The organism is Paenibacillus sp. CCS19, assembly GCF_033239625.1.
Classification (GTDB): Bacteria; Bacillota; Bacilli; order Paenibacillales; family Paenibacillaceae; genus Paenibacillus_T.
This window is the reverse complement of record NZ_BTCK01000029.1, coordinates 61,637-87,143: the sequence shown is the minus strand read 5'-3', so window position 1 is coordinate 87,143 and position 25,507 is coordinate 61,637. Positions and strand designations below refer to the sequence as shown.

Below are 25,507 nucleotides of genomic sequence, written 5' to 3'. Positions count from 1 at the left end.
AACTGGAAATCTGCTTACGAAGCCTTCATGGATGAACTGTCGCACTTGGCTTGACAATCCGTCATTTGCAATCCTTCTAGGTTGTTATATTTGGCGGCGTCAATTCTAAATTGTCGCGATAAAAGAGGAGGGGTTTATACCCAAAGAATCTCCTTTTCTGATTCCGACCATCATGATATCGCCTGGCGTTGATAATGTGCTGCCATTCATCGTGCAAGCCAAAAAGAATCGCGCCAAGATTAACGGGGTTGCGTTACTCCATAAGAAAAAGATGACGGGCAAGTTGGACGAGATCCACGCTATATCATTCGTGATGTTGTCCGAACACAAGCCATATGGCTCCATATCGGAACCTCGCGGACCGCATGATTCACTCGTCACGTCGACTTATGTGCGCGCCAATCGAAGCATTAAGGTGTCCAGCCGACAACCGATTACGGCCGACGTGTCCGTCTCTTTGAAATGTTCTTTAACTGACAATTCGACCGGCGAGCTGCTAACGCCGTCTATCATCGACAAGATGGAGTGACAGCTGGAGGAGATCCTTACGGCGCGCGCAGTGGATACGATTAAGCAGCTGCAGCAGGCAAAATGCGATGGCATAGGAATCGGGACCCGTCTCCGAGCGCTGCATAATAAGATCTGGAAGGCTGCAGAGTGGGAGACAACGTATCCGTTGATCGATATTCGACCTCATTTTCGCATAGAGATTGAGAATCACGGGTTGTTGGGTTGATAGATCTTCAAATTCAGATAGCATCAATGAGCTCGCATAGCTGCGGGCTCTTGAGTGTTTGTCTAAATGTCGATGGTACCCTTCACTTTGGATTCGCGCCTGCTTGCATATATTGGCAGAATCCGCAATCGCACGTTGTTTCTTGGCTCGGCTGTCCTAGACTTCTATAATAGAGATAGTAGAAGCGAAAGTCGGACACCAACAAGGGGGTACACGCACATGCAGCTGAAATACATTCAACCCTCTATCCAGCAAATTGCCGTTGCGATCGGTTCCGTCCTGCGGATCGACGTTGAGATTGCGGACAACGAACTATTCCGCATTGCAGGCACGGGACAAGCCAAGCATGAGATATGGAAGGATATGCGCAACGAGGATTACGTGTATCGTCAGTGTATCTTAACCGGCAAGCCGGTCATTATTGAGCGGCCTGGATATCACGAGCTGTGCGCGCCATGTGCGCATTATCGGAACTGCAAGGAGTTTGGCGAAATCTGCTGTCCGATTCTATTAGACGGCAAGGTTCTCGGCGTCATCGGGTTGATCGCTTTCGACGAGGCGCAGCGTGAACGACTGTTCACAGATGTCGAGGCGAAGCTGGATTTTCTGAGCAAAATGGCTGGCCTCATCGCGACGAAGCTGAAGGAAAACGAGCTGCAAGGAGAACAGCTCGTGCAGGAGCGTAAGCTGGCTGCGCTTATTGGCTATATCGATAATGGCATCATTCTCATTAATCATGAAGGCGAATGCGAGTTTATGAATCCTGCCGCACGCACGTTGCTGCGACAAGAACATGCGGGGCTTCCTTCACGAGCGCTGTTAGATGAACTGGTAGAGCCGTTTCGATCGACGGGCAGGCGGGATAGACCGCAGGAACCGGAATCGAAGCTCATTCCCGTTAAGATCGGCGATCGGTACATCCATCTATTCGTCACTTATCATCCATCGAGGCCGGATGGCATCGTGAAAGATGCCGTGCTCATGATTGCCGATCCCGAGCACATGACAGATGTTGCAATCCGTTTCACCGAAGAGAACTACCGGGGATTTGAAGGCGTGATCGGCAATCATCCGCTTATGCAATCGTTGAAGGATACGCTGCGCAAGGTTGCGGGAAGCCGTTCGCCTGTGCTCATTCGCGGAGAGAACGGCACAGGCAAAGAGCTCATCGCGCAAAGCATCCACCGGTCAGGCGAGCGTAAGAACGGCCCCTATGTCGCATTAAACTGCTCCGCGCTTCCAGAAGCTCCGCTGCATGCGTTGTTGTTCGGAGGCGATGGACGGCCGGGCAGGCTGGCGGAAGCGGAAGGCGGGACGCTGTTTCTCGATGATATTGCCTATATGCCGATGCGCATACAGGTCGAGCTGCTCCGCGTATTGGAGAACAAAGGGGTGTGGCGGGAAGGGGCGCGCGAGCTTCAACCGGTCGATGTCAGAATAATTGCCGCGACGGACCAGGATATGGAAGAACGAGTTCGCAGCGGCCAGTTTCGCCAACAACTCTATTACAAGCTATCGGTCATACCGATTGAAGTACCGCCGCTTCGGGACCGCAAATCCGACATCCTGCTGCTTGGCGAGCATTTTCTTCAATTGCACGGGCATACCAATCGACGCGAAGTGCGGCGGATCGGCGAGGATGCGAAAGCGATATTGCTCGCTTATCAATGGCCAGGCAATATAAGCGAGTTGTCGAATGTGATGGAGTATGCAATTAACTTCACGTCAGGACGTACGATTAGCAAGGAGCATCTGCCGGACTATCTGCGAAGCATCGAGACCGAGACCGCGGATGAAAGCATGCAGCAGAGTGATGCCGTACTTAATCTGCGGACCTTAGAACGTCAAGCGATACGCAGAGCGCTGCAAGAGACGGCCGCGAACGGACAACCAAAGGAGAAAGCGGCAGAAATGCTAGGTATCGGCCGCGCTACGCTGTTTCGGAAAATGCGCCAATACGACATAAAAGAATAACGAGAGTATCAAATTGGGACTCGTCTCAATTTGATACTCTTTTTTGTTTTGTCAGAAAAATGCGATATTAACGCCTTACTGTGACGAACGATAGTCTCAATATGATACTTGTTCAAATAGATGTTACTGTTTATCCTTAGTTATGTAAGATAACTTAACACATAAACGACATAACGTTTACTTAAGTGTTACGTTCTTATTATCAATCGCTAGCATTTACCAATTAAGTGTTTCGATTCGCAAGCTTGCATCGGTGCGGCTAACGAAGCGCGCCGTTCCCTATTACGAAGGAGTGGATAGAAGAATGGGACATTATGACCTCATTGTACGAAATGCGAAAGTTGTCGACGGCACAGGAAGCCCTTGGTATTACGCCGATCTCGGCATTAAAGGAGCTCGCATTGAACGAATCGGAAGACTGAGCGGCGCATCCGCTGACGAGACGATTGATGCTTCGGGCCTCATCGTAACGCCTGGATTCATCGACATGCACAGCCACTCCGATCTATTCGTACTCGCATCCGGAACGATACCCGCCAAGCTGCGACAAGGCATTACGACAGAGCTTCTTGGCCAGGACGGCATCTCGGCTGCACCGCTTCCGGCAGATTACATCGACCGGTGGAAAGGAAATCTGTCCGGTCTGGATGGAACGCCGGATATTAAGTGGGACTGGCATGATGTAGACAGCTACCTTAACAAAATCGAAACCGCTCAGCCTGAATGCAATTATGCGTACCTCGTCCCGCATGGCAACTTGCGAATGCAAATTGTCGGTTTGGATGACAAACCAGCGACGAAGGAACAGATCGACGAGATGGCGGTGCTGCTTCGTCAGGGTTTGGATCAAGGCGCTTGCGGATTATCGAGCGGGTTGATCTATCTGCCATGCATGTACGGCGATTACGCCGAAATCGAAGCTTTATGCGCAGTTGCAGCCGAATATGGCGTGCCATTCATCGTCCACCAACGCAGCGAAGGCGATGAAATTCTCGAATCGATGGATGAGCTGCTCGTCATTGCAGAACGAACCGGCGTCCATCTCCACTTCTCCCACTTCAAGGTATGCGGCCGAATGAACTGGCATAAGACGCCCGAAGTGCTTGCCAAGCTGGATCGCGGTAGAGAAGCCGGCATCGAGGTTACGTTCGACCAATACCCTTATACGGCAGGGAGCACAATGCTGAGCGCAGTACTCCCGTCTTGGGCGCATGACGGCGGAACGCCAAGCATGCTGGAGCGATTGAAGTCGGCTGATCAGCGGAAGCGGATGGCCGCCGAGATGGCGACCGGCGTACCAGGCTGGGACAGCATGTATAACTGGGCAGGGCCGGATGGCATCGTCATTACTTCCGTTGCGACGGCAGCCAATGCAGCCTGCGTCGGCCGTACGCTTGCAGACATAGCAGCAGAGCGGGGGAACGACCCGATCGAGACCGCATTCGACCTTATAGCCGAGGAAAGCAATGCGATCGGTATGATTGATTTCGTCATGGACGAGCCTTCCGTATCGCTCATCATGCAGCATCCGGCCGGCACGATTTGCACCGACGGCTTGCTTGGCGGCGAACCGCACCCGCGGGCATACGGATCGTTCCCGAAGGTGCTTGGTCGATACACCCGAGAGGACAAGCTGTTCTCGCTTGAGGAATCGGTTCGCCGCATGACGTCGCAGCCAGCGCGCATTATCGGTTTCTCGGATCGCGGAATCATTCGAGAGGGCATGCGAGCCGACTTGGTCATCTTCAACGAAGCAGCCATTCGCGATACGGCAACTTACGAGAAGCCTCGTTCGTACTCGGAAGGCATTCGCTGGATTATTATCAACGGCAAGGTATCCGTCGACGGTGACCAAGAACGCCGCGCGGCATCCGGGGAAGTGCTCAGAAGACGTTACGATATTTAACCAACTGAACGAATGACGCTCAACCCACTATTAACCCAAATCCGAGGAGGCTTTCTATATGAAACGTTCTTACACGCTCAAGTCCGCACTGCTGCTGCTCGTCGCTATTATGCTGGTTGTCGCCGGGTGCTCCAAGAAAGAAGAGACGGCTCCCGGTGCCGCGGACGATAAGTCGACAACGGCGTCGGCATCCCGATTGGATGCCATCAAGGAGAAAGGCAAGCTCGTCATTGCGACCGGCGACTACTATCCGTTCGAGTACCTCGACGCAGACACGAAGAAACTCGTCGGCTACGACATCGATCTGGGACAGAAAATCGCAGACAAGCTGGGCGTACAGGTGGAGTGGAAGGAAATGCAGTTCACGGCTCTCATCCCGACGATTCAGAACGGACAAGCCGATATGGCGATCGCCGCAATGTATATTACGGATGAACGCAAGAAGGCGGTCGATATGTCGGAGATCTATATGAAGACCGGCATGTCGCTCGTGAAACGCGAAGGGGATGAGTCGATCAACAGCCTGGAGGATTTGAAGGGAAAGAAGGTCGGCGTCAAAGCAGGCGCTACGAGCGAAACGGCAGCTAAGGAGCTTATCGAGCAAGGTTATGACATCAAGATCGTTTCGTATAAAGATACGACGGACTACCTGCTCGATCTCCAAATGGGACGCGTCGATGCTGCCATTAACGACTATCTGAACCAACTTGGCTATAACAAGCAGCACGCTGAAGCGAAGCTCTCCATCGTAGGCGAACCGTTCACCGAAGCAGGACTCGGCCTTGCCGTGAAGCAGGGAGACACGGAGCTGCTGCAGCTGGCGAACGATGTGATCAAGGAGTTGGACGCAAGCGGAGAAGCGAAGTCGATGTACGAGAAGTGGCTCAAGTAAGCGGCAATGTATGAAGATGCGGAGTGAATCGGCGTGAGCGAGAACCGATTCATCCCCATCTCGGGCACGACAGGTGAGGGGGAGCAGAGTATGAAGCTTGATTATTCAGTCATAATGCCGTTCATGCCGGTGTTTCTAGAAGGCGCGTGGATGACAGTCAAACTGTCGGCGTTGTCGCTGGCGTTAGGGCTATTGTTAGGCATGATCGGCGGTTTGTGCAAAACATCCTCGATATGGCCGCTTCGGGCAATAGCGAACTTATATACTTGGATCTTCAGAGGAACGCCGCTGCTCGTTCAGTTGTTTATCTTATATTTCGGTCTGCCGCAGCTGGGCATAACGATGGAGCCGTTCCAAGCCGGCGTGCTCGGCATGGCGCTGAACACAGGCGCTTACGCAACGGAAATCGTTCGGTCGGGCTTGATGGCAGTCGATCGCGGGCAATCGGAAGCCGCAAGCGCACTCGGGATGTCCCGGTCGGTTGCGCTGCTGCGAGTCATCGGGCCGCAAGCGGTCAAAGTCATTATTCCGCCGCTCGTCAATCAATTCATCATGACGATCAAGAACTCCTCGATGGTATCGCTTGTAACGATTACAGAGCTGTTCCGGACGGGCGAATCGGTCATCGTATCGACGTTCCGAAGCTTCGAGGTTTATACGGTGATCGCCATTATGTATCTCATCATGACTAGCATCTTGATGGTTGTAGCGAAGCAGCTGGAGAAAGGAATGAGCGCGCATGATCGAGCTTAATCAAGTGAACAAGAGCTACGGAAAGCATCAAGTGTTGTTCGACATCGATCTATCGATCGCTAAGCGCGAGAAGGTCGTCATACTAGGCCCTAGCGGTTCTGGCAAAAGCACCGTTCTCCGCTGCATCAACGGCTTGGAGACGATTCAATCGGGGGACATTCGCTACGAAGGAAGGTCCGTGTTAGGCGACAAAGCGATGCGCAAGCTGCGCCTTGAGGTCGGCATGGTATTCCAGCGGTTTCATCTGTTTCCGCATCGGACGGCGTTGGAGAACGTCATGGAGGGACCGATCTGGGTCAAAGGGATGAAGAAACAAGAGGCGAGGGAACTTGCCGCGGATTTGCTTGCGAAGGTTGGACTCTCGGGCAAGGAAAGCGCTTATCCAGGCAAACTGTCCGGCGGACAGCAGCAGCGCGTTGCCATCGCTCGGTCGCTCGCCATGCAGCCGAAGGCGATTTTATTCGACGAGCCAACATCAGCGCTTGATCCCGAGCTGGTCGGCGAGGTGCTTAGCGTCATGAAAGAAGTTGCGGCCGAGGGGATGTCGATGGTCGTCGTCACGCATGAAATCGGCTTCGCACGCGAAGTGGCCGATCGAATCGTCTTCATGGATCAAGGCAAAGTGATCGAGACGGGCACGCCTGAACAGGTGCTTGATCGGCCGCGGCATGCGCGGACGCAAGCTTTTCTCAGTCGGATATTGAAATAAACGAACTAGCAGGCAAGGGGGAGCAGGAATGACAACGTATAACGAAACGAACGATGTCGCGAAGGTGAACCGAGAGGAGCTGATTGCGCTAACGCAGCGGCTGATTCAGGCGAAGAGTCTGTCGGGAGAAGAGCAGGAAGCAGCGCTGATCATCAAACAACAGATGCTGGAACTCGGCTATGACGACGTATGGATCGATGCTTACGGCAGCGTAATCGGCAAAGTGCAGGGCAGCGGCGGCGGAGCTTCCGTATTATTCGATGGTCATATCGACACCGTGCCGGTCAACAGTCCCGAGAAATGGACGCATGACCCGTTCGGCGGGGAAATTGTCGATGGGGTTATGTATGGTCGGGGAACGTCCGATATGAAGGCGTCAGTGGCCGCAGCTGTGCTCGCAGTAGGCGAAATCGCGCGAGAAGCTAGAAGGACCGGCGTGCGTCCGAAGGGCGATCTGTATGTATCGGGCACTGTCTTCGAGGAAGTGTTCGAGGGCGTCGCGCTTTGCAAGGTGCTGGAGACCGTTAAGCCCGACCTTGTTGTAATCATGGAAGCTACGGGACTGAAGCTGAATGTAGGACAACGCGGCCGTGCAGAAGTATCCATCGTTGCGCATGGCCGTTCCGCGCACTCGTCCAACCCGGACGTCGGCATTAACGCTGTATATGCAATGACACCAGTTATTACGGCGTTGACTTCGATGAAGCCAACGGAGCATGCGGCGCTTGGCAAAGGGATTTCGGTCGTCACCGATATCATCTCATCGCCATACCCTGGCGCTTCGGTCGTACCGGATCGGTGCGAAATTACAATCGATCGACGACTGCTCGTCGGCGAAAATTCGGCATTCGTAACGGATCAATACAAGCGTTTGCTGCCGGAAGAAGGCTCGTATGAAGTGACCATCGCGAAGGCGGAGCTGGAATGTTATACCGGCGCGGTGCTGGGCGGCGAGCGCTTCTTCCCCGCATGGTTGGCTTCGGAAGACGACGCTTGGGTGGATCGAGCGCTGCAAGCGCTTCGCGGCATCGGGCAAGATCCGGCAATAGGCGTGTACAGCTTCTGCACGAACGGAAGCTTCTCGGCTGGCACTGCAGGCATCCCGACGATTGGATATGGCCCGTCTTACGAGCATGTCGCTCATATCGTCGATGAATACATCGAACTGGAGCAGCTTGAGAAGGCGGCAGAAGGCTACTATGCGATTGCATCATACATCGCCGGGCAGTAGACACGACGCAGACAACACGGTTATAGGCAAGGAGAGAGATTGGATGACAGAAACCGGTACAATAGATTGGAAATACAACGAAAGCGTGCAATCTAAGGAGACATTGGCGTCATTGGACCGTTTCACTTGGAAAGAAGCGAATCGCGCTCGTACGTTCCATCAGACGTTCGACTGCTATGAGGAGACGCCGCTTGCCTCTCTGCCGAGATTAGCCGAGCACTGGGGAATCGGAGGCGTGTACGTCAAGGACGAGTCGTACCGGTTCGGATTGAACGCGTTCAAAGTGCTTGGCGGCGCTTATGCGATCGGACGTTATCTAGCCGACAGACTGGATATGGATATCGGCGACTTATCGTTCGAACGACTTCGGTCGCCCGATATACGGCAGCGTCTCGGCGAGATAACATTCGTTACCGCAACGGATGGCAATCATGGGCGAGGCGTAGCTTGGGCGGCATCGCAGCTTGGACAACGGTCGGTCGTCTACATGCCGCAAGGTTCGTCGCCGACGCGGCTGGAAGCTATTCGCGCCGCTGGCGCGGAAGCCGAGATCATGCAGTGGAATTACGATGAATGCGTCCGTCATGCCGCTCGAATGGCGGATGAGCATGGCTGGGTTGTCGTTCAGGATACTGCATGGGAAGGGTACGAGGCCATTCCGGAATGGATCATGCAGGGCTACTCGACATTAGCGATAGAGGCGATCGAGCAGCTGCGTGCGCTTGGCGTCGATAAACCGACGCATGTGCTGCTGCAGGCAGGCGTTGGATCGTTCGCCGGCGCTGTAACCGCATTGTTCGCATCGGTCTATGGAAGCGAGCGTCCTGCGATCGTCATTGTCGAGCCGAATAAGGCTGACTGCCTCTACCGGTCAGCAAGAGCAGGGAAACTTCAGATCGTTACCGGATCGATGGATACGATTATGGCGGGCCTTGCTTGCGGCGAGCCTAACCCAGCCGCATGGGAGCTGCTGCAGGATTACGGGGATCTGTACGTGTCCTGCCCGGACACGGTCGCAGCCAAAGGCATGCGGATGCTGGGCAATCCGCTGGGCGACGATCCCGTCGTTATCTCGGGCGAGTCGGGCGCTGTCACAGCGGGACTGCTTGATCAACTGATGACGGATCCGGCATTAGCGGAAGCGAAAGACCGAATCGGACTTCATGCCAATTCGCATGTTCTGCTCGTCAGCACGGAAGGAGATACCGATCCTGCTCGTTATCGGGACGTCGTCTGGGACGGCATGTTCCCAAGTTTCGCCAGAGCATAACAAACAACCAGCCGCAGGCGCGAATGCCGGCGGCTGGTTGTTTGTTTGGTGTTACTTTTCAAAACCGATTTCACTCGATGCGTTCCATTCAACGCGATGGATGCTTATTACGTAGATTAATCCCCGAATAATTGTTAGAATCCACCTCAGTCTCTAATTCTACGAAACTTTTTCTATAAAATTGTCCCTTTCGATCGTACTCGATTGTTACATAGGCATATTCCATCCGACAGCTAAGGAGGTGTGAACATTCCAATGGATGAGGATATCGAATTCAGAATCAAGCAGGTGCAGGCCGGTGAGATTCACAGCTATCATTACATTGTCGTTAAGTTCCAACAACCGATTTTCATTTACTGTTGGCGGCTGTTAGGCAGCAGAGTGGAGGCGGAAGATGCTGTACAAGACATTCTCGTGAAAGCTTTCGAGAAGATTCACATGTATAAGTCTTCGGTAACCTTCTCATCTTGGTTGTACAAAATCGCCTATCATCACTGTCTCAACATTCTTCACCGCAAGAAGCTTCAGCATAAAATGCTGCTGGGTCTGTTCAAGACCCATAAGACCGCAGACAGCGCCGAGCAGGTAGTGGAACACGGCTTATTCAGCAGACCGCTCAGCGTTGCGTTAGAGAAGCTATCTGCAGAAGAACGCAGCTTGCTCGTACTGCGGATATTTGAAGAAAAGTCATTTAGCGAAATCGGTGACATCATGAACAAGAATATGGAAGCTGTGAAGAAGAAGTACAGTCGAACCATCGCGAAGCTTAGAACCACGATGAACAATTTGGAGGAGGACGAAGTATGCATACCGTACAAGACCGCAACCAAGCCGACCTGAAAGCAATGGAACTGATGAACGACCAAGCTGCGACGCTCCAGTCGTTTGATATTTCCAAGCAGGTGATGGACCGCATCTACCGAACAGTTGAGCGCAAGTCGCTCCGAGCGCCGTCGTTACGTATGCGTCCACGTGCGGCTGTCCCTGCGATGGCAATAATCCTTGTGCTGGGCGCGTCGGTAACAGCCTATGCCGCGACGCAATATTTGGAGTTCCGCAATAGCAAAGGCGAAGTCGTTATGAAGACGGGACAAGCAGGAGAAACGTCAGAGAAGTATACAGCGCTGTTGTCGGAGTATGTGACGCAAGTACAAGATCAGCTGCAACCAGGCGATTACGCCGCCTATTATGTGAAAGACGACTTCATCAAGCAAATGGACCAATCGAACCCGGTCAAATTTACTTATAAGGAACAGCAATTCAAAAGCTTCAGCAGCCTGCAGGATGAAATCAGCCGAACGTCAGCACCTGCGCTGCAGCCGGTTACAGCGTTACCCGCTGGTTATCAGTTCGATTACGGTTATGTGTATCCTTCGGACATGTTCCCATCGCTGTTGCATGACCAGAACTATCAAGCGATTACAAACGAATTGGTCGCGGAAGCAAACTCTTCTACGATCGAAAACAAAGTATTCGTACAGAAGATGGAATGGAATAAAGCGGGTTTCACACTAGCTCGATATACGAACGGCGAAGATCAGATCACCGTTTCCGTGCGTGCCTATGATCCGGCCACCACGCTGACGACAATTATCCAGAACGATTCGGATTCAGCGGAGAAGATCACACTTAACGGCGTGGAAGCTTACTACATCGATCTGAATGAGAAGAGCCGACAGACATTCCAAATGAAACATCGGCTCGGATGGATGGACGAGGCTAATCATCTCTACTTTGAGATCTACGATAGCGAGAACAGCCAGCTTACTAAGCAAGCGCTTGTTGATCTGGCGGTGGATGTGCTCGAAGCGAAATAACTATAATTGAGTTTGCCCATTGTGGATAACCCTGACTTCATGATAAGTCAGGGTTTATTTATTGAGACTCGCTGTGTTATAAACGCTGTTAATGTTGATTTAGATGGACAAATGAATGGTATGGGTTCAATCAGCTATCACAGATTCGTTGTATACGGTTAGCAACTGGCAAAGCAGGTCTGTGAAGCGTTACAATCAACTGAAGGACAATTATCACGAGGGGGGATTACATAATGGCAATCGTACAAGTAACCATCGTACCGCTCGGCACAGGTACGCCAAGCGTCGGCGCCTATGTCGCAGACGTGATTCGAGTGCTCGAACAAGCGGAGGGGACGATCCAATATCAGCTCACGCCGATGAGCACCATCATTGAAGGAGAGTTGGACGAGCTGCTTGCAATCGTTCGTCGTTTGCATGAAGTGCCGTTCGAGAACGGCGCCATGCGGGTATCGACTTCTATTACGATCGACGACCGCAGGGACAAGAAGGGGACGATGGAACAGAAACTCCGATCGGTAGAGGAGCGGCTTCAGCAGTGATGTTGACAGGACACCATTAAGTGTCCTATAATCAAATCGACACCAAACAGTGTCCGAAATATAGAATAGCTATATCCTAGGAGAGGGTGTTGTGAGCGATAACAATCCGTTGAGGGATCCATTCGATGCAATCGCTGATCCGACACGACGTAAATTGATTCGCATATTAGCGGAGCCTAGAGAGATTCCGCTGCATGAATTAACAGCGCAATTCGATATGGGACGCACAGCCGTATCGAAGCATTTGGCGATATTGAAAGAGGCTGGATTGGTCATCGACCGCAAAGTCGGCAGAGAAACAAGGTTCAGATTGAACGCCGCTCCACTCCGGGAAGTGCATGAATGGTTGTCTTTCTATCAGAAGTTTTGGACGATGAATTTGATTAGCTTAGGCCAACTATTAGAGGAGGAAGAAGAATGAGTTTGACGCTTACATTGGATTTCCAATATACAACAACGATCGAGAAGCTGTGGTCCGCATTGACGGATTCGAATAAGCTGGCTAAATGGGTTCTACCCAATGATTTCAAACCGGAAGTAGGCCACCAGTTCCAATTCCGTGCGGAAGCGAATCAGTATTGGGATGGCATTATCAATTGCGAAGTGCTCGTAGTAGACGAGGCAAACCGTGTATTGTCTTATACATCTGCTGTCGGTCCTGAGAAGCACACCGTAGCGTGGTCGATCCAAGATCTGGGCGAAGGCAAATTAAACCTGCATCTCGAACAATCGGGCATCTCCAACGAACAAGCGCTCAATGGTGCCAAATGGGGCGTTACGCAATGGTGCGGCGAGCTCGGCAAGCTGTTGGAACAATAATCTCTACGTGAATGATCCTAAACCGGCCGCATGTTCGATGCAGCCGGTTTATGTGCTCCTCTGAGCTAATAAGACAAGTTCCTTGCTTGTTGAATGATACGATAGGAATCCAGCATCATCTAAACTTGAAACGGAAGGATGTTCGTCATTGAGCGCTAATCAGGAATTTATCGTCATCTCGGGCGCAAGGGAGAACAATCTGAAGAACGTATCCTTAAGCATCCCGAAGCGTAAAATTTCGATCTTCACCGGTGTATCCGGTTCGGGCAAATCGTCGATTGTGTTCGATACCATCGCCGCAGAATCCACGCGACTGCTGAACGAGAACTTCACCATGTTCGTCCGCACGTTCCTGCCGAAGTACCCGCAGCCAGACACGGACGGGATACAGAACCTGAGCATGGCGGTCATTGTGGACCAGAAACGGCTTGGCGGCGGTTCGCACTCCACGATGGGCACGATTACCGACATCGCTCCGATCGTTCGTCTGCTGTTCTCCAGAGTCGGCCAGCCCTATGTCGGAACGGCCAATATGTTCTCGTTCAATGACCCGCAAGGCATGTGTCCGGAATGCAACGGGCTTGGCCGCAGACTCGGTGTCGACATGAGCAAAGCGGTCGATCTGTCCAAATCGCTCAATGAAGGAGCCCTCATGCTACCGGATTATTCGGCAGGCGGTTTCGAATTCAATATGCTGATGGAGTCAGGTTCCTACGATCTTGACATGAAGCTGAGCGACTATCCAGCCGACGTGCTTGAGCAGCTGTTGTACGGAAAAGCACGCAAAGTAGAGGTGCAGTTCGGCGGTAAAACAATCAATGTGACTGTAGAAGGCGTTATTGAGAAGTTCACGAACAAGTACATCAAACGCGATCTGAAGACGATGTCCGAACGGACGCAGAAGGCAGTAACGCCTTACATAACGGAAGGCCCATGCTCCAGCTGTCATGGTGCGAGACTTAGTCAAGCAGCGCTCAACTGCCGCATCAATGGCTATAACATTGCAGACTTCTCTGCCATGGAGGTCGGACGACTCATCGAAGTCGTTCGCGAGATCGACGATGCTGTCGCAGCGCCAATCATCAAGTCATTGACAGAACGGCTGCAGCATTTGGTCGAAATCGGACTCGAGTACTTGACGCTTGACCGCGAGACGGATACGTTATCCGGCGGCGAATCGCAGCGAGTCAAGATGGTGAAGCACCTGAGCGGCAGTTTGGTCGATGTCACTTATATTTTCGACGAGCCAAGCGTTGGCCTTCATCCTCGCGATGTTCATCGGTTGAATGAATTGCTGCAGAAGCTGCGGGACAAAGGGAACACGGTCATTGTCGTAGAACATGATCCCGATGTCATCAAGGTAGCCGACCATATCGTTGACGTCGGACCTCACGCGGGCAGCCGAGGCGGTACCATCGTATACGAAGGCAGCTATGAAGGCTTGCTCGAGTCCGGTACGCTTACCGGCAGCTTCATGAAGCGTCCGCTGCAGTTGAAGCAGGATTGCAGGCAGCCATCAGGCAAATTGTCCGTGCACAATGCATCCTTGCATAACCTGCAGAACGTAAGCGTCGACATCCCAACCGGCGTACTGACAGTCGTTACTGGTGTGGCGGGTTCGGGCAAAAGCACGCTGATCAACGATGTATTCCTTCAGCAGCATACCGATGCAATCGTAATCGATCAATCGGCGGTTGGCGTATCGACACGTTCGAATCCAGCCACCTATACAGGCATTATGGATGATGTCCGCAAAGCTTTCGCATCTGCGAATAAGGTGAATCAAGGGCTGTTCAGCTTCAACTCCAAGGGAGCTTGCGAGAACTGTCAAGGTCTTGGCGTAGTCTATACGGACATCGCATTCCTCGACAGCGTGAAGCTTCCCTGCGAAGTGTGCGGTGGCAAGCGATTCAAGGAAGAAGTGCTCGAGTATAAGCTGAATGGCAAATCCATAGCCGATGTTCTAGAGATGACAGTAGAGCAGGCACTGGCATTCTTCGAGTTGAAAGAGGTAGTAAAGAAACTTCAGGCCATGAGCGATGTAGGTCTCAATTACATTACGCTCGGTCAGCCGCTCAGCACGTTGTCTGGCGGCGAATGCCAACGGATCAAGCTTGCAAGCGAGCTGCATAAGAAGGGCAGCATCTATGTGATGGACGAGCCAACAACCGGCCTGCACATGTCCGATATCGGTCAGCTTCTCGGCATTATGAATCGTCTTGTCGATGCTGGCAATACGGTCATCGTAATCGAGCACAACCTGGATGTAATCAGTCAAGCGGACTGGATTATTGACATGGGTCCAGACGGAGGCAGCAAGGGCGGTCAAGTGGTGTTCGAAGGGACGCCGACGCAGATCGTTCACGAAGAACAGTCGATTACGGGTAGATACTTGAAGTAATGAAAAGGGCAGTCCAAAGGTCAATGATTTGACCCTTGGACTGCCCTTCGTGCATGTTACTTCATCGTTCCGAGCCAGCCGGCGAGATTGGCGATATCCGTATCGCTTAGTTGGCCTTTGAATGCCGGCATGCCGCCGCCGCCTTCATTGATGCGTTGCGTGATTTGATCAACCGACAGCTTGCTGCCGACCTTCTGCAGGTTAGGCCCCATACCGCCAGCTAGATCTACCGCATGACAGCTGATGCAGTTGGCCTCGTACACGGTTTTCGCTGCAGCGGCATCAACCGTACCGCCGCTTGTATTCGTGTTGTTGCCGTTTCCGGTCGATTCATTGTTGCCTGTTGTTTCGCCATTATTGTTGTTGTCCTCGTCCTTATTGCCGCCGCAAGCGCTTAGCGTAAGAGCGAGCGCAAGCGCCATAAAACCAATCATCCACTTGGACTTCACCATGCTGTACACCTCATTCTTAGTATTATTTTCATACGATTCCCTCAAACTTCGCTCCATATTCGGATATCCAAATACATAACGCATAACGAGGCATAAGCTGGACAATCTAAACATGGGTTTTGAAAATAATAACAGGCGAAGCCGGTGAATCGAGGTGATCGCGATTGGACATAAACGAGGATGTCGTGAGGCACTTAACGGAGCTAAGGCGAAGACTGCTCATTGTGTTCAGCTGCTTCCTTGTGTCGATGTGCGGCGGACTCTACGGGTCGCCCCGAATCCTGCAGTACATCAAGAGTACGTCTGCGGCAGACGTTCAGTGGAATGTGTTCTCCTTCACGGACGGACTGTTCATTTACCTGCGATGCGCGTTTCTGATCGCCATGCTGTTCACATTGCCCGTGCTGCTATACCAAGCTTGGGCATTCGTTAGGCCTGGTCTGACGCCAAGAGAGGCGAAAGGGACGCTGGCGTATGTGCCTGTGTCGTTCCTATTGTTCCTTGGAGGCGTATCGTTCAGCTACTGGGTCGTGTTCCCGATGATGCTGCGTTTTATGGTGAAGATGAATCAGACGATCGGAGCGACAGAGACGTACGGGATCGACAAATATTTCGTGTTTATGTTCAGCGTCGTATTCCCGCTCGGCGTAGCATTCGAGATGCCGCTCGTGATGCTGTTCTTAACACGTCTCGGCTTGCTTACGCCGGAGAGGATGAATGTCTCGCGCAAATACGCTTATGTAGGCTTAGCAGTAGTAGGCGCTTGCATATCGCCGCCGGATTTCGTCTCCCATCTGTCTGTCACGATCCCGCTGCTGGTGTTGTTCGAGATTAGCGTACTCTTCTCCAAAAGGTACGCGCGGCGTCAAGCCGCATTCCCATATTCCGATCCAAATCCAGATCCAGCATAACCAAACAGTATCGTAAAGGAGAATCTACATGTTCAATAATATCGGTGTTTCCGGGCTAGTCATTATCCTGCTGATCGCGCTGATCGTCTTCGGACCTTCCAAGCTGCCGATGCTCGGCCGGGCATTCGGCGATACGCTGCGCGAATTCCGCAGCTCGACGCGAGGCATCGTAGAAGAAGACACGCAGACCTCGATTGAGCAAGAGAAGAAGGATTCTCAGAAGCTGCTGTAATTACAACTAGGGAACCTGCATTACGCTAATCAAACAAGAAGGGCCTTATCGATGAGATAAGGCCCTTCTTCATGGATTGCATCAGACGAGCATGCCGCCTTTGCCGTGATATTTCAAAATGCCTTCAGCAGCCCGATAGGCGAGTGCGCCAACCGTATCGGTCGGGTTGTAGCCTGCATTTTGCGGGAAAGAACTAGCCCCTACGACAAACACATTCTCAGCGTCCCACATCTGGCTGAAATTGTTGATCGCTGAATCGCCAGCATCTGCTCCCATAATGACGCCGCCGGTATTATGAGTAGACTGATACGTCATAATCTCGTAAGGACCGAGATCCTTCAAGTAATCGACGTGATCAGCGCCCATTTCCTTCATAATCTCGGAGCACTTCAACGCCAAATATTTGGCCAGCTCACGATCTTGATCTTCGAAGTCGAACGTAATCCGAATGAGCGGATCGCCGTAAGCATCCTTATAGGTCGGATCAAGGTCCATGTAATGATGCTTGTATGACATCGACGAGCCTTGCGCGCCAATGCTGAGCGTGCGATTCGCATATTTGAGCGAGTTGGCTTTGAACTCAGAACCCCAAGATGCCGTACCGGAAGGCACCGGATTGTTCTGAATCGGCCGCGCTCCGGATTGGGTCAATGTAATAACGCCGCCATGGATGAAATTCAGATTGCTATGGTCGAAGTTATCGCCATTGTAGTCATCGATCGATACACCTAGCGCACCTGCACCGGCGTACGTATTGAACTGTTCCTTCTCGAAGAAACCTGCCGCGCTTCCTTTGATCACCTGATACGCATAGTTTTTGCCGATCGCGCCGCTGCCAGTCGAAGGGTCATACGCCTTGCCCAGTCCAGACAATAGGAGCAGCCGTGTATTGTTGAACACATAGCTGGCTGCGACGACGATATCTGCGGGCTGAATAATCTCTTCGCCAGTCGTCACATCGATGTACATGACACCGGTTGCTTTGCCGCCCTTATGTATGATGCGTCTCACATCGGAGTGGCTTCTAATTTCAAATTTGCCCGTTTTGTTCGCTACGGGAATAACGGTGACAACCGGATCGGCCTTGGCACCGTATTCGCAGCCGAACCGCTCGCAATAGCCGCAATATTGGCACGCCGCACGCGCGATTCCATCCGGATTCGTATACGTCTGCGACAGATTGGCCGAAGGCATCATATAAGGATGGAGCTTCATGCGTGTTGCGGCGTCCGAGAACTTCTGAAGAGCAGGGGACTTCTTCATCGGAGGCGTCGGATAGTCGGCGCTGCGTTTGCCGCCGAGCGGGTTCGTCTCGCCGGATATTCCCGCCGTCTTCTCGAATTTGTCGTAATACGGCTCTAACTGGTCGTATGTGATGCCCCAGTCTTGGATCGACATGCCAGCGGGCAGTTTATTTTTGCCATAACGTTCAATCGTCTTGCTCTTGATCTGGAAGTCGTACGGCAGAAAACGATACGTATGTCCATTCCAGTGAACTCCAGAACCGCCAAGGCCGGTTCCGAGCAGGAAGGAGCCATACGAGCGCATAGGCAGCGCGCGTATCTTCTCATTGCTGCGGAAAGTGATCGTTTCCTTGGACAAATCTTGGAATAATTCATAACGCAGCGCATATCGAAGCTCGTCATGCACCATGAAATAATCTTCTGTCTTCCGTTCCTTGCCGCGCTCGAGACCAACGACGTTAAGCCCTGCCTTCGTCAGTTCCGCTGCAATAATACCGCCCGCCCAGCCTACGCCGGCAATGACGACATCGGTTTTCGGTAATGTTTTTGCCATAACCCGTCTCCTTAATCTGCTAATGTGCCGCCATATGATCCTGCAGGCTGCTCGGCTCGATTGGCGTATACCCCTTATCGATCGTTGCAGTGTAGCTCATTTGGTTTCCTGGATAGCCCCGCATGCGCCAGCCATTCATATTCGCGTTGCCGCCGTACAGCGGATCGCTGTATGCGCCTTCGAGCGTGTTCGTCCGCAGCATTTTGAAAAAAGCGCTTGCCGAAATCGTCGTCAGCTTCGCCGTATCGGACTCGAAGTCCTTGAGCACAGCATCCATCTCTTCAGGTGCCAATGACGTGAAGCCCTTCTGATACTTCGAGTTGCTGTAATTGTCGAGCTCGCGAATGCCGATCTCATAAATCTCGCGCCGCTTCAGACGGCCTTGGTACCCTTGCTCTTTCTCGCCGGCATAGAACGGAGGACTCATATAGTCCCTGCCGTTGAACCCATAATCACCGGCAAGCTGATGGTCAATGAAGAAGGCAACGCCGAGAGCTGTGGCGCCTGGACCATTATCATCCTCTGGGAAAATGCGCTCTGCGGCGCTTTCTACGATTCGGTACTGCTCTTGCGTGAAGAACATGAGAGCTCGGTTATAGTTCTTCACTTCATTGGCGGCAGCGCCCGTATCCGTAGGTGTCTTGTCCGTTGTATCTTCCGTTGAATCTTTCGTGTTGCACCCGATAATGGTGCTTAATGCGCCGCCGACGACAAGGCCGCCAAGCGCATAACCTGTCGTCTTCAGAAATTTACGACGGGAGCTGCTGTGAACGGCTTGCTCAGCTTCTTGTGTTCTCGTGTCATTCGAACGGTCTGTCTCTTCATGCAAGCGATCTTGATCGGTTGGCATCATCACATTCCCTCCTGAAATGTAATTCCTAGTCGCACGTTTATTATTTTCCAACCAAACATGAATATTCATTTCAGCAGCAAGGAGATGCTAACGACAGCAACAAGCCTCAAGCAGGGAGGATTAAGAGATGAGAATGAAATCGATGACAACGGTAATAGCAGCATTAGGAGCATTATTGCTTCTATACGGATGTGCAAGTACAGGGGATAACGTTGGCATACATACCGAGCGTGGTGTTCATGAGTCCGCCGTAAGAAATCCGGATATCATCCCATCCCATGACGGTATGAAGACGATGACCACGAACCGTAATGGAACAACAACGAATGGGATGGGCACGACCGTGTACAGCATGATCGGCAGCTCAGGCCTGCATTCCACCGGATTCTCCGCTCATCTGGAATCGAGGCTTAGCGGTGTGGGCATCTCCGATGTTCGTGTGTTTGTATTCGATGATACGGTTGTGCTGGCAACCGCCAAGAAGGTGTCGAGCGCTTCCCAATACGACGAGGTGCAGCAGAAGCTGCTCAGCCCGACGGAGGGATCATCGGGGACTGGCGTTACGCCGGGTGAAGGGTTAGGCGGCATGAAGGGAACCGATACATCCAGCCACGATAATCTGACGCTTGCGTCGAAGCAAATCCAGAATTTCATGGGCGGCAAAGTAAAGGTGCTGACAGTGGAAAGCGCCAAGGCGGTCCAATTGATTGAGCAAATTCGGACAGATGCCACGGCGGACAAGCTGTCCCCGGCGAAGATCGCAGGCGAATTCCAGACGCTGCTGCAGATCGTTGAGCGCAGTGGTAACAAATAGAAGAAGAGCATCTGCCTACGGCTGCTGAGCCGATGGGCAGATGCTCTTTCTCTGTCTTAGGAGCTCGTGACTGAATTGCGAAGCTCTTGAATGTCCAGCATAGGCGGACGTCCGTACATTCGTGCATATTCGCGGCTGAATTGAGATGGGCTCTCATAGCCGACTCGGAAGGCTGCATCAGATGCGTGAAAGGATTCAGCCAGCATCAAGTGCCGGGCATTCTGCAATCTTATCGTCTTCTGATATTGCAAGGGGCTCATCGCCGTCACGCGCTTGAAATGCTTATGAAAGGCAGATGTGCTCATATTGACCGATTTGGCAAGCTGTTCAATCTCGAGCGGCTCGTCATATTGCCGGACGATCTGCCGAATGGCTGTCGCAATGCTATGCGCTTGGCTGCCGAGAACAGCGAATTGTTGGATGAGACCACCTTGTCCGCCTTGCAGGACGCGGTATAGAATCTCGCGGATGATGAGCGGCGATAAGATCGGAATATCAATCGGTCGATCCAATAGCTGTAGGAGCCGGACGATGGCTTCAAGCAGTTCAGGTGACGTTCGATTCAACATAATGCCCCTTGTTGGATTCACAGGTGACTGTATAGGCTGGTCCATCGCGTGTACGAGGTCTAGAATGATATCGATATCGAAGCTGAGCTTCAAGCTCAAGTATGGGACCGCAGGGGAAGCCTCAATTACCTTGCTGATGACAGGCAGCTCTACGGAGGTGACGACATAAGTAGACGGATCATATCGGTACGACTCATCGGCGAGGGTGGACATCTTCGCCCCTTGAGCTACGACGCAGATAGACGGTTTATAGACGGACCCCAGCGGTTCGGACATACCTGTCGCATGCATCAATGTCAAATGGGGAACAGCTGTCTGGTGGGTGCCAGTCGCTGGTGCATGGCGCAATATTAAGGCTGTTAGCTGTTTCATAGCTTGTTCGATTCGAACGGAATCACTCATGTTTGACAGTCCTTTCGAGCATTCACGGAATGGATATCGCGGTACTTCGATCATAACGATTATGAAGAGAATTAGGCAAGGATTGAATAGGTATGATCTAACCGATTATTCCCATCGCCCTCTATAATCACAATATAAAGTCGCAGTCAGATCCACGAACAAGATGATCTGCGAGATCAATGAATAGAGGAGTGGCGAACGATGAGTTTGAATGGTCAAGTAGCAATCGTAACAGGTGCATCCCGCGGTATTGGCCGCCAAATCGCAATCCAGCTTGCACAATCCGGCGCGAAGGTGGTCGTCAATTATGCCTCGAATCCAGAGAAGGCAGATGAGGTTGTTCAATTGATTACGAAGGCAGGCGGTCAGTCAACTGCCATCCGGGCTGATGTGAGCCGCGTCAGCGAGATCGAGGCTCTATTCGCAGAGACACTGGAGCGATTCGGGCGCATTGACATACTCGTCAATAATGCAGGCATTATGAAATGCTCATCGATCGCAGATGTGACGGAGGAAGAGTTCGATCGGCAATTTGCCATCAATGTGAAAGGCACTTATTTCGCTTGCCAGCAAGCCATGAAGCACATGGAAGCAGGAGGGACGATCATCAACTTCTCCACCTCCGTATCCGGGGCCATGCTTCCGACGTATAGCGTATACGGAGCGACCAAAGGTGCAGTCGAGCAGCTGACTCGACAGCTGGCGAAGGAGTTCGGTCCTAAGAACATTACAATCAACTGCATTGCTCCTGGCCAAGTGTCGACGGAGCTGTTCCTGAGCGGCAAATCACCGGAGTTAGTCGATTCTTTCCGTCGAATGAATGCATTCGGCCGGCTAGGCGAACCAGAAGATATCGCAAATGCGATCGATCTTCTCGTAAGTGACAAGGCGCGGTGGATCACGGGGCAGACGATCCGCGTGAACGGCGGATTCAATTAAGCGGTACATGTGTGTCCCTATATTTGTGGTATAGTATGAAGGAAGTTTGAACCAATCGGTATAATCCTTGATGCTGAATAACGAGTATAAGGGAGGCACAACAAATCTTCATGGAAACATTCGCGGAATTTACAGCTCGCATCGAGCACCCGCAGCACCGGGAACGAATGGAGACGGTATTGAATTGGGTTGCCGAGAAGTATCCCCAGCTAGTGCCGAAGATCGCATGGAACCAGCCGATGTTTACGGATCATGAGACGTTCATCATCGGGTTCAGTGTCGCTAAGCATCATATCGCCGCTGCCCCTGAGCGGGCAACCATGATTCACTTTGCGGATCAGCTCGCGCAGGCGGGCGTTGACCGCACGGACCAGCTTATTCGTTTCAAATGGGACAAACCCGTTGATTACGATTTGTTGGCTCAATTGATCGAATTCAACATCGAAGATAAAGCAGATTGTAAGACTTTCTGGCGCAAGTAGAAACATGAAGGCAGCCGTTCCCATAAGAACGGCTGCCTTTTTTATCTTCATATGCACATGATGCTATCTGCTTGCAAAATATTCTCGTGTTTCTTGACGCGACTCAGGCGTTAATACCCGATCCAGCTCTTCGTTCAGCCACGTAAGCGACTTGTTGCGCAGGACGTTCCGCATGCTTTCTTCTGCTTCGCGCATGGTTAGGTTGATCAAACATGGAGAAGCTTTGGAGCATGCCGCATACTCCTCGTCACGGCACAGGTAGCTGTTATCTTTAATGTTCTTGCACTGAAAGATCGGGGACTTGCCCTCGACAGCTTCAACGACGTCCCAGAACGAAATCTCTTGAGGTGCCTTCGCTAATCGATAACCGCCTTTCACGCCAGGGACAGAACGTACAATGCCAGCTTTCGACAGTTTGCCGAAGATTTTCGATAGATAGGTTTCGGAGACGCCTTGAAAAGCGGATAGTTCCTTGATTCCGATTGAAGCATCGGGAGGAAGATCGATCAAATATACCAAGCAATGCAGTCCATATTCAACGCCAATACTATACTGCATGCAGCACCTGCTTTCTAGTCATCAAGATTGTTATAAATCATCTTAGGTGGATTCAATATCCTTGTCAAACAAACACGATTCGAATTGACATGAGCGATTCTTTGCGTTATATTATGGACATAGTTAATCGACGATAAACATTGTCGACGATAAAATCGTAATCATGAATCCACAATATGATCATTGGAGGAACAACAAGATGAACATTCGATTCGATCACACCAAAGCAAACCCAGGCGCCATGCAAACGATGTTGAAGCTGGAAGGTTTTATTCAGACGGCAGGTCTTGATCCTATTCTGTATGAGCTCATTAAGATCCGAGCATCGCAAATTAACGGCTGCGCGTTTTGTCTGGATATGCACACACGCGAAACGCGGAAGATGGGCGAGACGGAGCAGCGTATTGCACTCGTAAGCGTGTGGCGGGAGTCACCTGTCTATACGGATAAAGAAAAGGTTGTGCTCGAACTGACGGAGGCTGTAACTCGTATTTCGGAGCAAGGCGTACCGCAGGATCTGTATGACAGAGTGCGCGCGCACGTCGATGAAGCCGAATATGTAACGATCATTATGGCGATTAATACGATCAACGCTTGGAACCGTATTGCGATCTCCACGGGAATGTTCCCAGCGAAAGCCTAACGTTCACACAGCGAAAACCCCGTACATGAAGATGTGCGGGGTTTCACTGTTTCGCTCGAAATATTGAGGTAGTATGAGTTATATGCCGGAGGTCGCTCTCGCTCTTGTCTCGCGAAGTAATGTCTATTATGATAGATCTACTTAGATAAACCCAATTTCATACAATCGAGAACAGGTGTCCGATCGGCAAGCTTGCTTGTCTGTCGGATTAAAAGGGAAGTTCGGTGCAATGCCGACGCGGTCCCGCCACTGTAACGGAGGAGCAGGCAGCATATGCGTCGCCACTGGTCAGACTTGATCGGGAAGGCAGCTGCCGCGCAACGATTCCGAAGCCAGGAGACCTGCCTGTTCTGACGACACTGCTGTACCTACGGGAGATAGGGAGGTGTTAGACGACTCATCATCATGATCCATCATGGTTATGAAGGCGTCTTTCCCTATGCATTAGTTACAGGGGAAGACGTCTTTTTGTCGTTAGAAGAGTAATAGAGTGTTCGATTTGAATATCGCAGCGACAAGCGGATATAAGGGAGGGCTCCATGCATGCGGCACGAAATCATTCATTTATTGTCCCATGTGGAAGACGAGCAGCACATGATCGGAGTCATTACGAACTTGAATGTCGATGCTTATACAAGCTTGCTCCATCATCTGGCGTATACGTCCCCAAGCACGCAAGCGCGATGGCAGGAACTGATGGATAAGCTGCTTCGATAATCTTTCATCGGATTTATTGAAATTAAGGATAGCAATTATGAATAAAATGTGCGAATATATATTGAGCTATCTGAATAAATATTCACATCGTGCTAACAATCGTCTGAGGATGGGATCAAATGCTTAGAGAATCGATATTGAACAAAAAAGCAGGAATCATCACATACGGAATGACGCCGCCGAAAGCGTCGAATACGGCTGAGAAAATCGCTGAAATCTCGCAAAAACAGATTGAACGGTTGAAGAACGTTGACATAGACGCATTGATTCTATATGACGTCCAAGAGGAATCCGATCGGATCGAAGAGGAGCGGCCTTTCCCTTACATGGCCATGCTCGATCCCGAAACGTACAGCGAGCAGTATCTCCACGAACTCGACGTTCCGAAGATCATCTACCGCTGCGTTGGCAAATACTCGGAAACCGAACTGACGAATTGGCTGACGAAGAGCAGCGCCCAAGAACGCTTCAGCGTGTTCGTCGGCGCATCCTCAAGCCAACAGCAAGTAACGCTTGAGCTGACAGATGCGTATAAGCTGAGCAGCCTGCATAACAGCAGTCTCACATTCGGTGGCGTTATTATTCCAGAGCGTCATTCGAAGAAGAATGATGAACATAAACGTGTCGTGAACAAAATGAAGCAGGGGTGCAGCTTCTTCGTCTCGCAAGCAACGTTCAACGTAGAAGCATCGAAGAGCTTCTTATCCGATTACTACCACTACTGCAACGAGCTCGAGATCGGCATGGTGCCCATCTTGTTCAATCTGGCGCCATGCGGCTCGACGAAGACGCTCGAGTTCATGAAGTGGCTTGGCATCAGCATTCCTCGCTGGCTGGAGAACGAGCTCAAATATTCGTCGGACGTACTCGATAAGTCGATCCAGCTGACGAATAAGATCTTCGAGGAGCTGCTTGAGTTCGGCCTTGAGAAAGGCATTCCGGTCGGCTGCAGCATCGAAAGCGTATCGACCCGCAAGGTCGAGATCGAAGCCTCGATCCAAATGTTGAACGACATCAAGTCGCTGATCGATAAGAAGCGGCTTGTCGAAATTGCACGGTAGTGAATAGGGGGACAGCCGATCAGGATG

General features: G+C 51.6%; 26 protein-coding genes, 1 pseudogene and 1 riboswitch. Of the genes and pseudogenes, 22 read left to right on the top strand and 5 right to left on the bottom strand.

Features of this window, described 5'->3' with window-relative positions; translation table 11 throughout:
- The first annotated feature begins 172 nt into the window (after positions 1 to 172).
- From SBI19_RS19170 to SBI19_RS19105, 14 genes and pseudogenes are all read left to right on the top strand, one after another.
- A pseudogene (locus tag SBI19_RS19170) lies at positions 173 to 736 on the top strand (Ger(x)C family spore germination C-terminal domain-containing protein).
- Positions 737 to 955: 219 nt separating this feature from the next.
- On the top strand, positions 956 to 2,710 hold the full coding sequence (locus SBI19_RS19165; RefSeq protein ID WP_317971112.1) for a sigma-54-dependent Fis family transcriptional regulator: 1,755 nt from the start codon (positions 956 to 958) through the stop codon (positions 2,708 to 2,710).
- A gap of 304 nt (positions 2,711 to 3,014) precedes the next feature.
- The gene (locus SBI19_RS19160; protein WP_317971110.1) at positions 3,015 to 4,616 is read left to right on the top strand and encodes an N-acyl-D-amino-acid deacylase family protein; all 1,602 of its coding nucleotides are present in this window, start codon (positions 3,015 to 3,017) and stop codon (positions 4,614 to 4,616) included.
- A gap of 58 nt (positions 4,617 to 4,674) precedes the next feature.
- Positions 4,675 to 5,508 (top strand): transporter substrate-binding domain-containing protein, encoded by an 834-nt coding sequence (locus tag SBI19_RS19155; protein ID WP_317971108.1) that lies wholly within the window; start codon positions 4,675 to 4,677, stop codon positions 5,506 to 5,508.
- Positions 5,509 to 5,541: 33 nt separating this feature from the next.
- Positions 5,542 to 6,261 (top strand): amino acid ABC transporter permease, encoded by a 720-nt coding sequence (locus SBI19_RS19150; protein WP_317971106.1) that lies wholly within the window; start codon positions 5,542 to 5,544, stop codon positions 6,259 to 6,261.
- Positions 6,248 to 6,970 (top strand): amino acid ABC transporter ATP-binding protein, encoded by a 723-nt coding sequence (locus SBI19_RS19145; protein ID WP_317971104.1) that lies wholly within the window; start codon positions 6,248 to 6,250, stop codon positions 6,968 to 6,970. Before SBI19_RS19150 ends, SBI19_RS19145 begins: the two co-directional genes overlap by 14 nt.
- A 28-nt stretch (positions 6,971 to 6,998) precedes the next feature.
- Positions 6,999 to 8,201: a YgeY family selenium metabolism-linked hydrolase gene (locus SBI19_RS19140; protein WP_317971102.1), complete on the top strand. Its 1,203-nt coding sequence runs from the start codon at positions 6,999 to 7,001 to the stop codon at positions 8,199 to 8,201.
- A 43-nt stretch (positions 8,202 to 8,244) separates the two neighbouring features.
- Positions 8,245 to 9,471 (top strand): diaminopropionate ammonia-lyase, encoded by a 1,227-nt coding sequence (gene dpaL, locus SBI19_RS19135; protein ID WP_317971100.1) that lies wholly within the window; start codon positions 8,245 to 8,247, stop codon positions 9,469 to 9,471.
- 255 nt (positions 9,472 to 9,726) lie between these two features.
- Positions 9,727 to 10,311 (top strand): RNA polymerase sigma factor, encoded by a 585-nt coding sequence (locus SBI19_RS19130; protein ID WP_317971098.1) that lies wholly within the window; start codon positions 9,727 to 9,729, stop codon positions 10,309 to 10,311.
- Positions 10,275 to 11,288 carry a DUF4367 domain-containing protein gene (locus SBI19_RS19125; RefSeq protein WP_317971096.1) on the top strand — a complete coding sequence of 338 codons (1,014 nt, stop codon included), beginning with the start codon at positions 10,275 to 10,277 and terminating at the stop codon, positions 11,286 to 11,288. The genes SBI19_RS19130 and SBI19_RS19125 overlap by 37 nt, the downstream gene beginning before the upstream one ends.
- Positions 11,289 to 11,521: 233 nt before the next feature.
- The gene (locus tag SBI19_RS19120) at positions 11,522 to 11,830 is read left to right on the top strand and encodes an MTH1187 family thiamine-binding protein (protein ID WP_317971094.1); all 309 of its coding nucleotides are present in this window, start codon (positions 11,522 to 11,524) and stop codon (positions 11,828 to 11,830) included.
- A 91-nt stretch (positions 11,831 to 11,921) separates the two neighbouring features.
- Positions 11,922 to 12,251: an ArsR/SmtB family transcription factor gene (locus tag SBI19_RS19115; protein WP_317971092.1), complete on the top strand. Its 330-nt coding sequence runs from the start codon at positions 11,922 to 11,924 to the stop codon at positions 12,249 to 12,251.
- Positions 12,248 to 12,649, top strand: a complete 402-nt coding sequence (locus SBI19_RS19110) for an SRPBCC family protein (RefSeq protein ID WP_317971090.1) — start codon at positions 12,248 to 12,250, stop codon at positions 12,647 to 12,649. Before SBI19_RS19115 ends, SBI19_RS19110 begins: the two co-directional genes overlap by 4 nt.
- 148 nt (positions 12,650 to 12,797) lie before the next feature.
- On the top strand, positions 12,798 to 15,050 hold the full coding sequence (locus SBI19_RS19105) for an ATP-binding cassette domain-containing protein (protein ID WP_317971088.1): 2,253 nt from the start codon (positions 12,798 to 12,800) through the stop codon (positions 15,048 to 15,050).
- 56 nt (positions 15,051 to 15,106) lie between these two features.
- Here SBI19_RS19105 and SBI19_RS19100 read toward each other — a convergent pair whose 3' ends face one another.
- Entirely contained in the window at positions 15,107 to 15,502 is a 396-nt protein-coding gene (locus SBI19_RS19100; protein WP_317971086.1) for a c-type cytochrome, read from the bottom strand.
- Positions 15,503 to 15,666: 164 nt separating this feature from the next.
- On the opposite strand from SBI19_RS19100, the gene tatC reads away from it, so the two are divergent.
- Both tatC and tatA read left to right on the top strand, forming a co-directional pair.
- On the top strand, positions 15,667 to 16,413 hold the full coding sequence (tatC, locus tag SBI19_RS19095; RefSeq protein ID WP_317971084.1) for a twin-arginine translocase subunit TatC: 747 nt from the start codon (positions 15,667 to 15,669) through the stop codon (positions 16,411 to 16,413).
- A 28-nt stretch (positions 16,414 to 16,441) separates the two neighbouring features.
- Positions 16,442 to 16,645, top strand: a complete 204-nt coding sequence (tatA, locus tag SBI19_RS19090) for a twin-arginine translocase TatA/TatE family subunit (protein ID WP_317971082.1) — start codon at positions 16,442 to 16,444, stop codon at positions 16,643 to 16,645.
- Between the two features lie 81 nt (positions 16,646 to 16,726).
- On the opposite strand, the gene SBI19_RS19085 is transcribed toward tatA, so the two are convergent.
- Positions 16,727 to 18,442 carry a GMC family oxidoreductase gene (locus SBI19_RS19085; protein WP_317971080.1) on the bottom strand — a complete coding sequence of 572 codons (1,716 nt, stop codon included), beginning with the start codon at positions 18,440 to 18,442 and terminating at the stop codon, positions 16,727 to 16,729.
- 19 nt (positions 18,443 to 18,461) lie between these two features.
- Positions 18,462 to 19,295, bottom strand: a complete 834-nt coding sequence (locus SBI19_RS19080) for a gluconate 2-dehydrogenase subunit 3 family protein (protein WP_483312313.1) — start codon at positions 19,293 to 19,295, stop codon at positions 18,462 to 18,464.
- A 127-nt stretch (positions 19,296 to 19,422) separates the two neighbouring features.
- Here SBI19_RS19080 and SBI19_RS19075 point away from each other — a divergent pair, with 127 nt between their 5' ends.
- Positions 19,423 to 20,109: a hypothetical protein gene (locus SBI19_RS19075; protein ID WP_317971078.1), complete on the top strand. Its 687-nt coding sequence runs from the start codon at positions 19,423 to 19,425 to the stop codon at positions 20,107 to 20,109.
- A 56-nt stretch (positions 20,110 to 20,165) separates the two neighbouring features.
- On the opposite strand, the gene SBI19_RS19070 is transcribed toward SBI19_RS19075, so the two are convergent.
- On the bottom strand, positions 20,166 to 21,080 hold the full coding sequence (locus SBI19_RS19070; protein ID WP_317971076.1) for an AraC family transcriptional regulator N-terminal domain-containing protein: 915 nt from the start codon (positions 21,078 to 21,080) through the stop codon (positions 20,166 to 20,168).
- A gap of 201 nt (positions 21,081 to 21,281) precedes the next feature.
- Between SBI19_RS19070 and SBI19_RS19065 the strand changes: the two genes are divergently transcribed.
- Both SBI19_RS19065 and SBI19_RS19060 read left to right on the top strand, forming a co-directional pair.
- Positions 21,282 to 22,019, top strand: a complete 738-nt coding sequence (locus tag SBI19_RS19065; RefSeq protein WP_317971074.1) for an SDR family oxidoreductase — start codon at positions 21,282 to 21,284, stop codon at positions 22,017 to 22,019.
- 110 nt (positions 22,020 to 22,129) lie between these two features.
- Positions 22,130 to 22,501, top strand: coding sequence for an iron chaperone (locus tag SBI19_RS19060; RefSeq protein WP_317971072.1), 372 nt, complete (start codon positions 22,130 to 22,132; stop codon positions 22,499 to 22,501).
- Positions 22,502 to 22,564: 63 nt separating this feature from the next.
- Here the strand turns inward: SBI19_RS19060 and SBI19_RS19055 are convergent, their stop codons facing one another.
- Positions 22,565 to 23,059, bottom strand: coding sequence for an Rrf2 family transcriptional regulator (locus SBI19_RS19055; RefSeq protein ID WP_317971070.1), 495 nt, complete (start codon positions 23,057 to 23,059; stop codon positions 22,565 to 22,567).
- Between the two features lie 199 nt (positions 23,060 to 23,258).
- Here SBI19_RS19055 and SBI19_RS19050 point away from each other — a divergent pair, with 199 nt between their 5' ends.
- The 3 genes from SBI19_RS19050 to SBI19_RS19040 all read left to right on the top strand — a co-directional run bounded on the left by SBI19_RS19050 (position 23,259) and on the right by SBI19_RS19040 (position 25,480).
- Complete coding sequence (locus SBI19_RS19050) at positions 23,259 to 23,702, top strand: carboxymuconolactone decarboxylase family protein (RefSeq protein WP_317971068.1); 444 nt, start codon at positions 23,259 to 23,261, stop codon at positions 23,700 to 23,702.
- Between the two features lie 156 nt (positions 23,703 to 23,858).
- Positions 23,859 to 24,065: riboswitch (cobalamin riboswitch) on the top strand.
- A gap of 180 nt (positions 24,066 to 24,245) precedes the next feature.
- Positions 24,246 to 24,419 carry a hypothetical protein gene (locus SBI19_RS19045; RefSeq protein ID WP_317971066.1) on the top strand — a complete coding sequence of 58 codons (174 nt, stop codon included), beginning with the start codon at positions 24,246 to 24,248 and terminating at the stop codon, positions 24,417 to 24,419.
- A 119-nt stretch (positions 24,420 to 24,538) separates the two neighbouring features.
- Positions 24,539 to 25,480 (top strand): methylenetetrahydrofolate reductase, encoded by a 942-nt coding sequence (locus tag SBI19_RS19040; protein ID WP_317971064.1) that lies wholly within the window; start codon positions 24,539 to 24,541, stop codon positions 25,478 to 25,480.
- Positions 25,481 to 25,507: the final 27 nt, after the last annotated feature.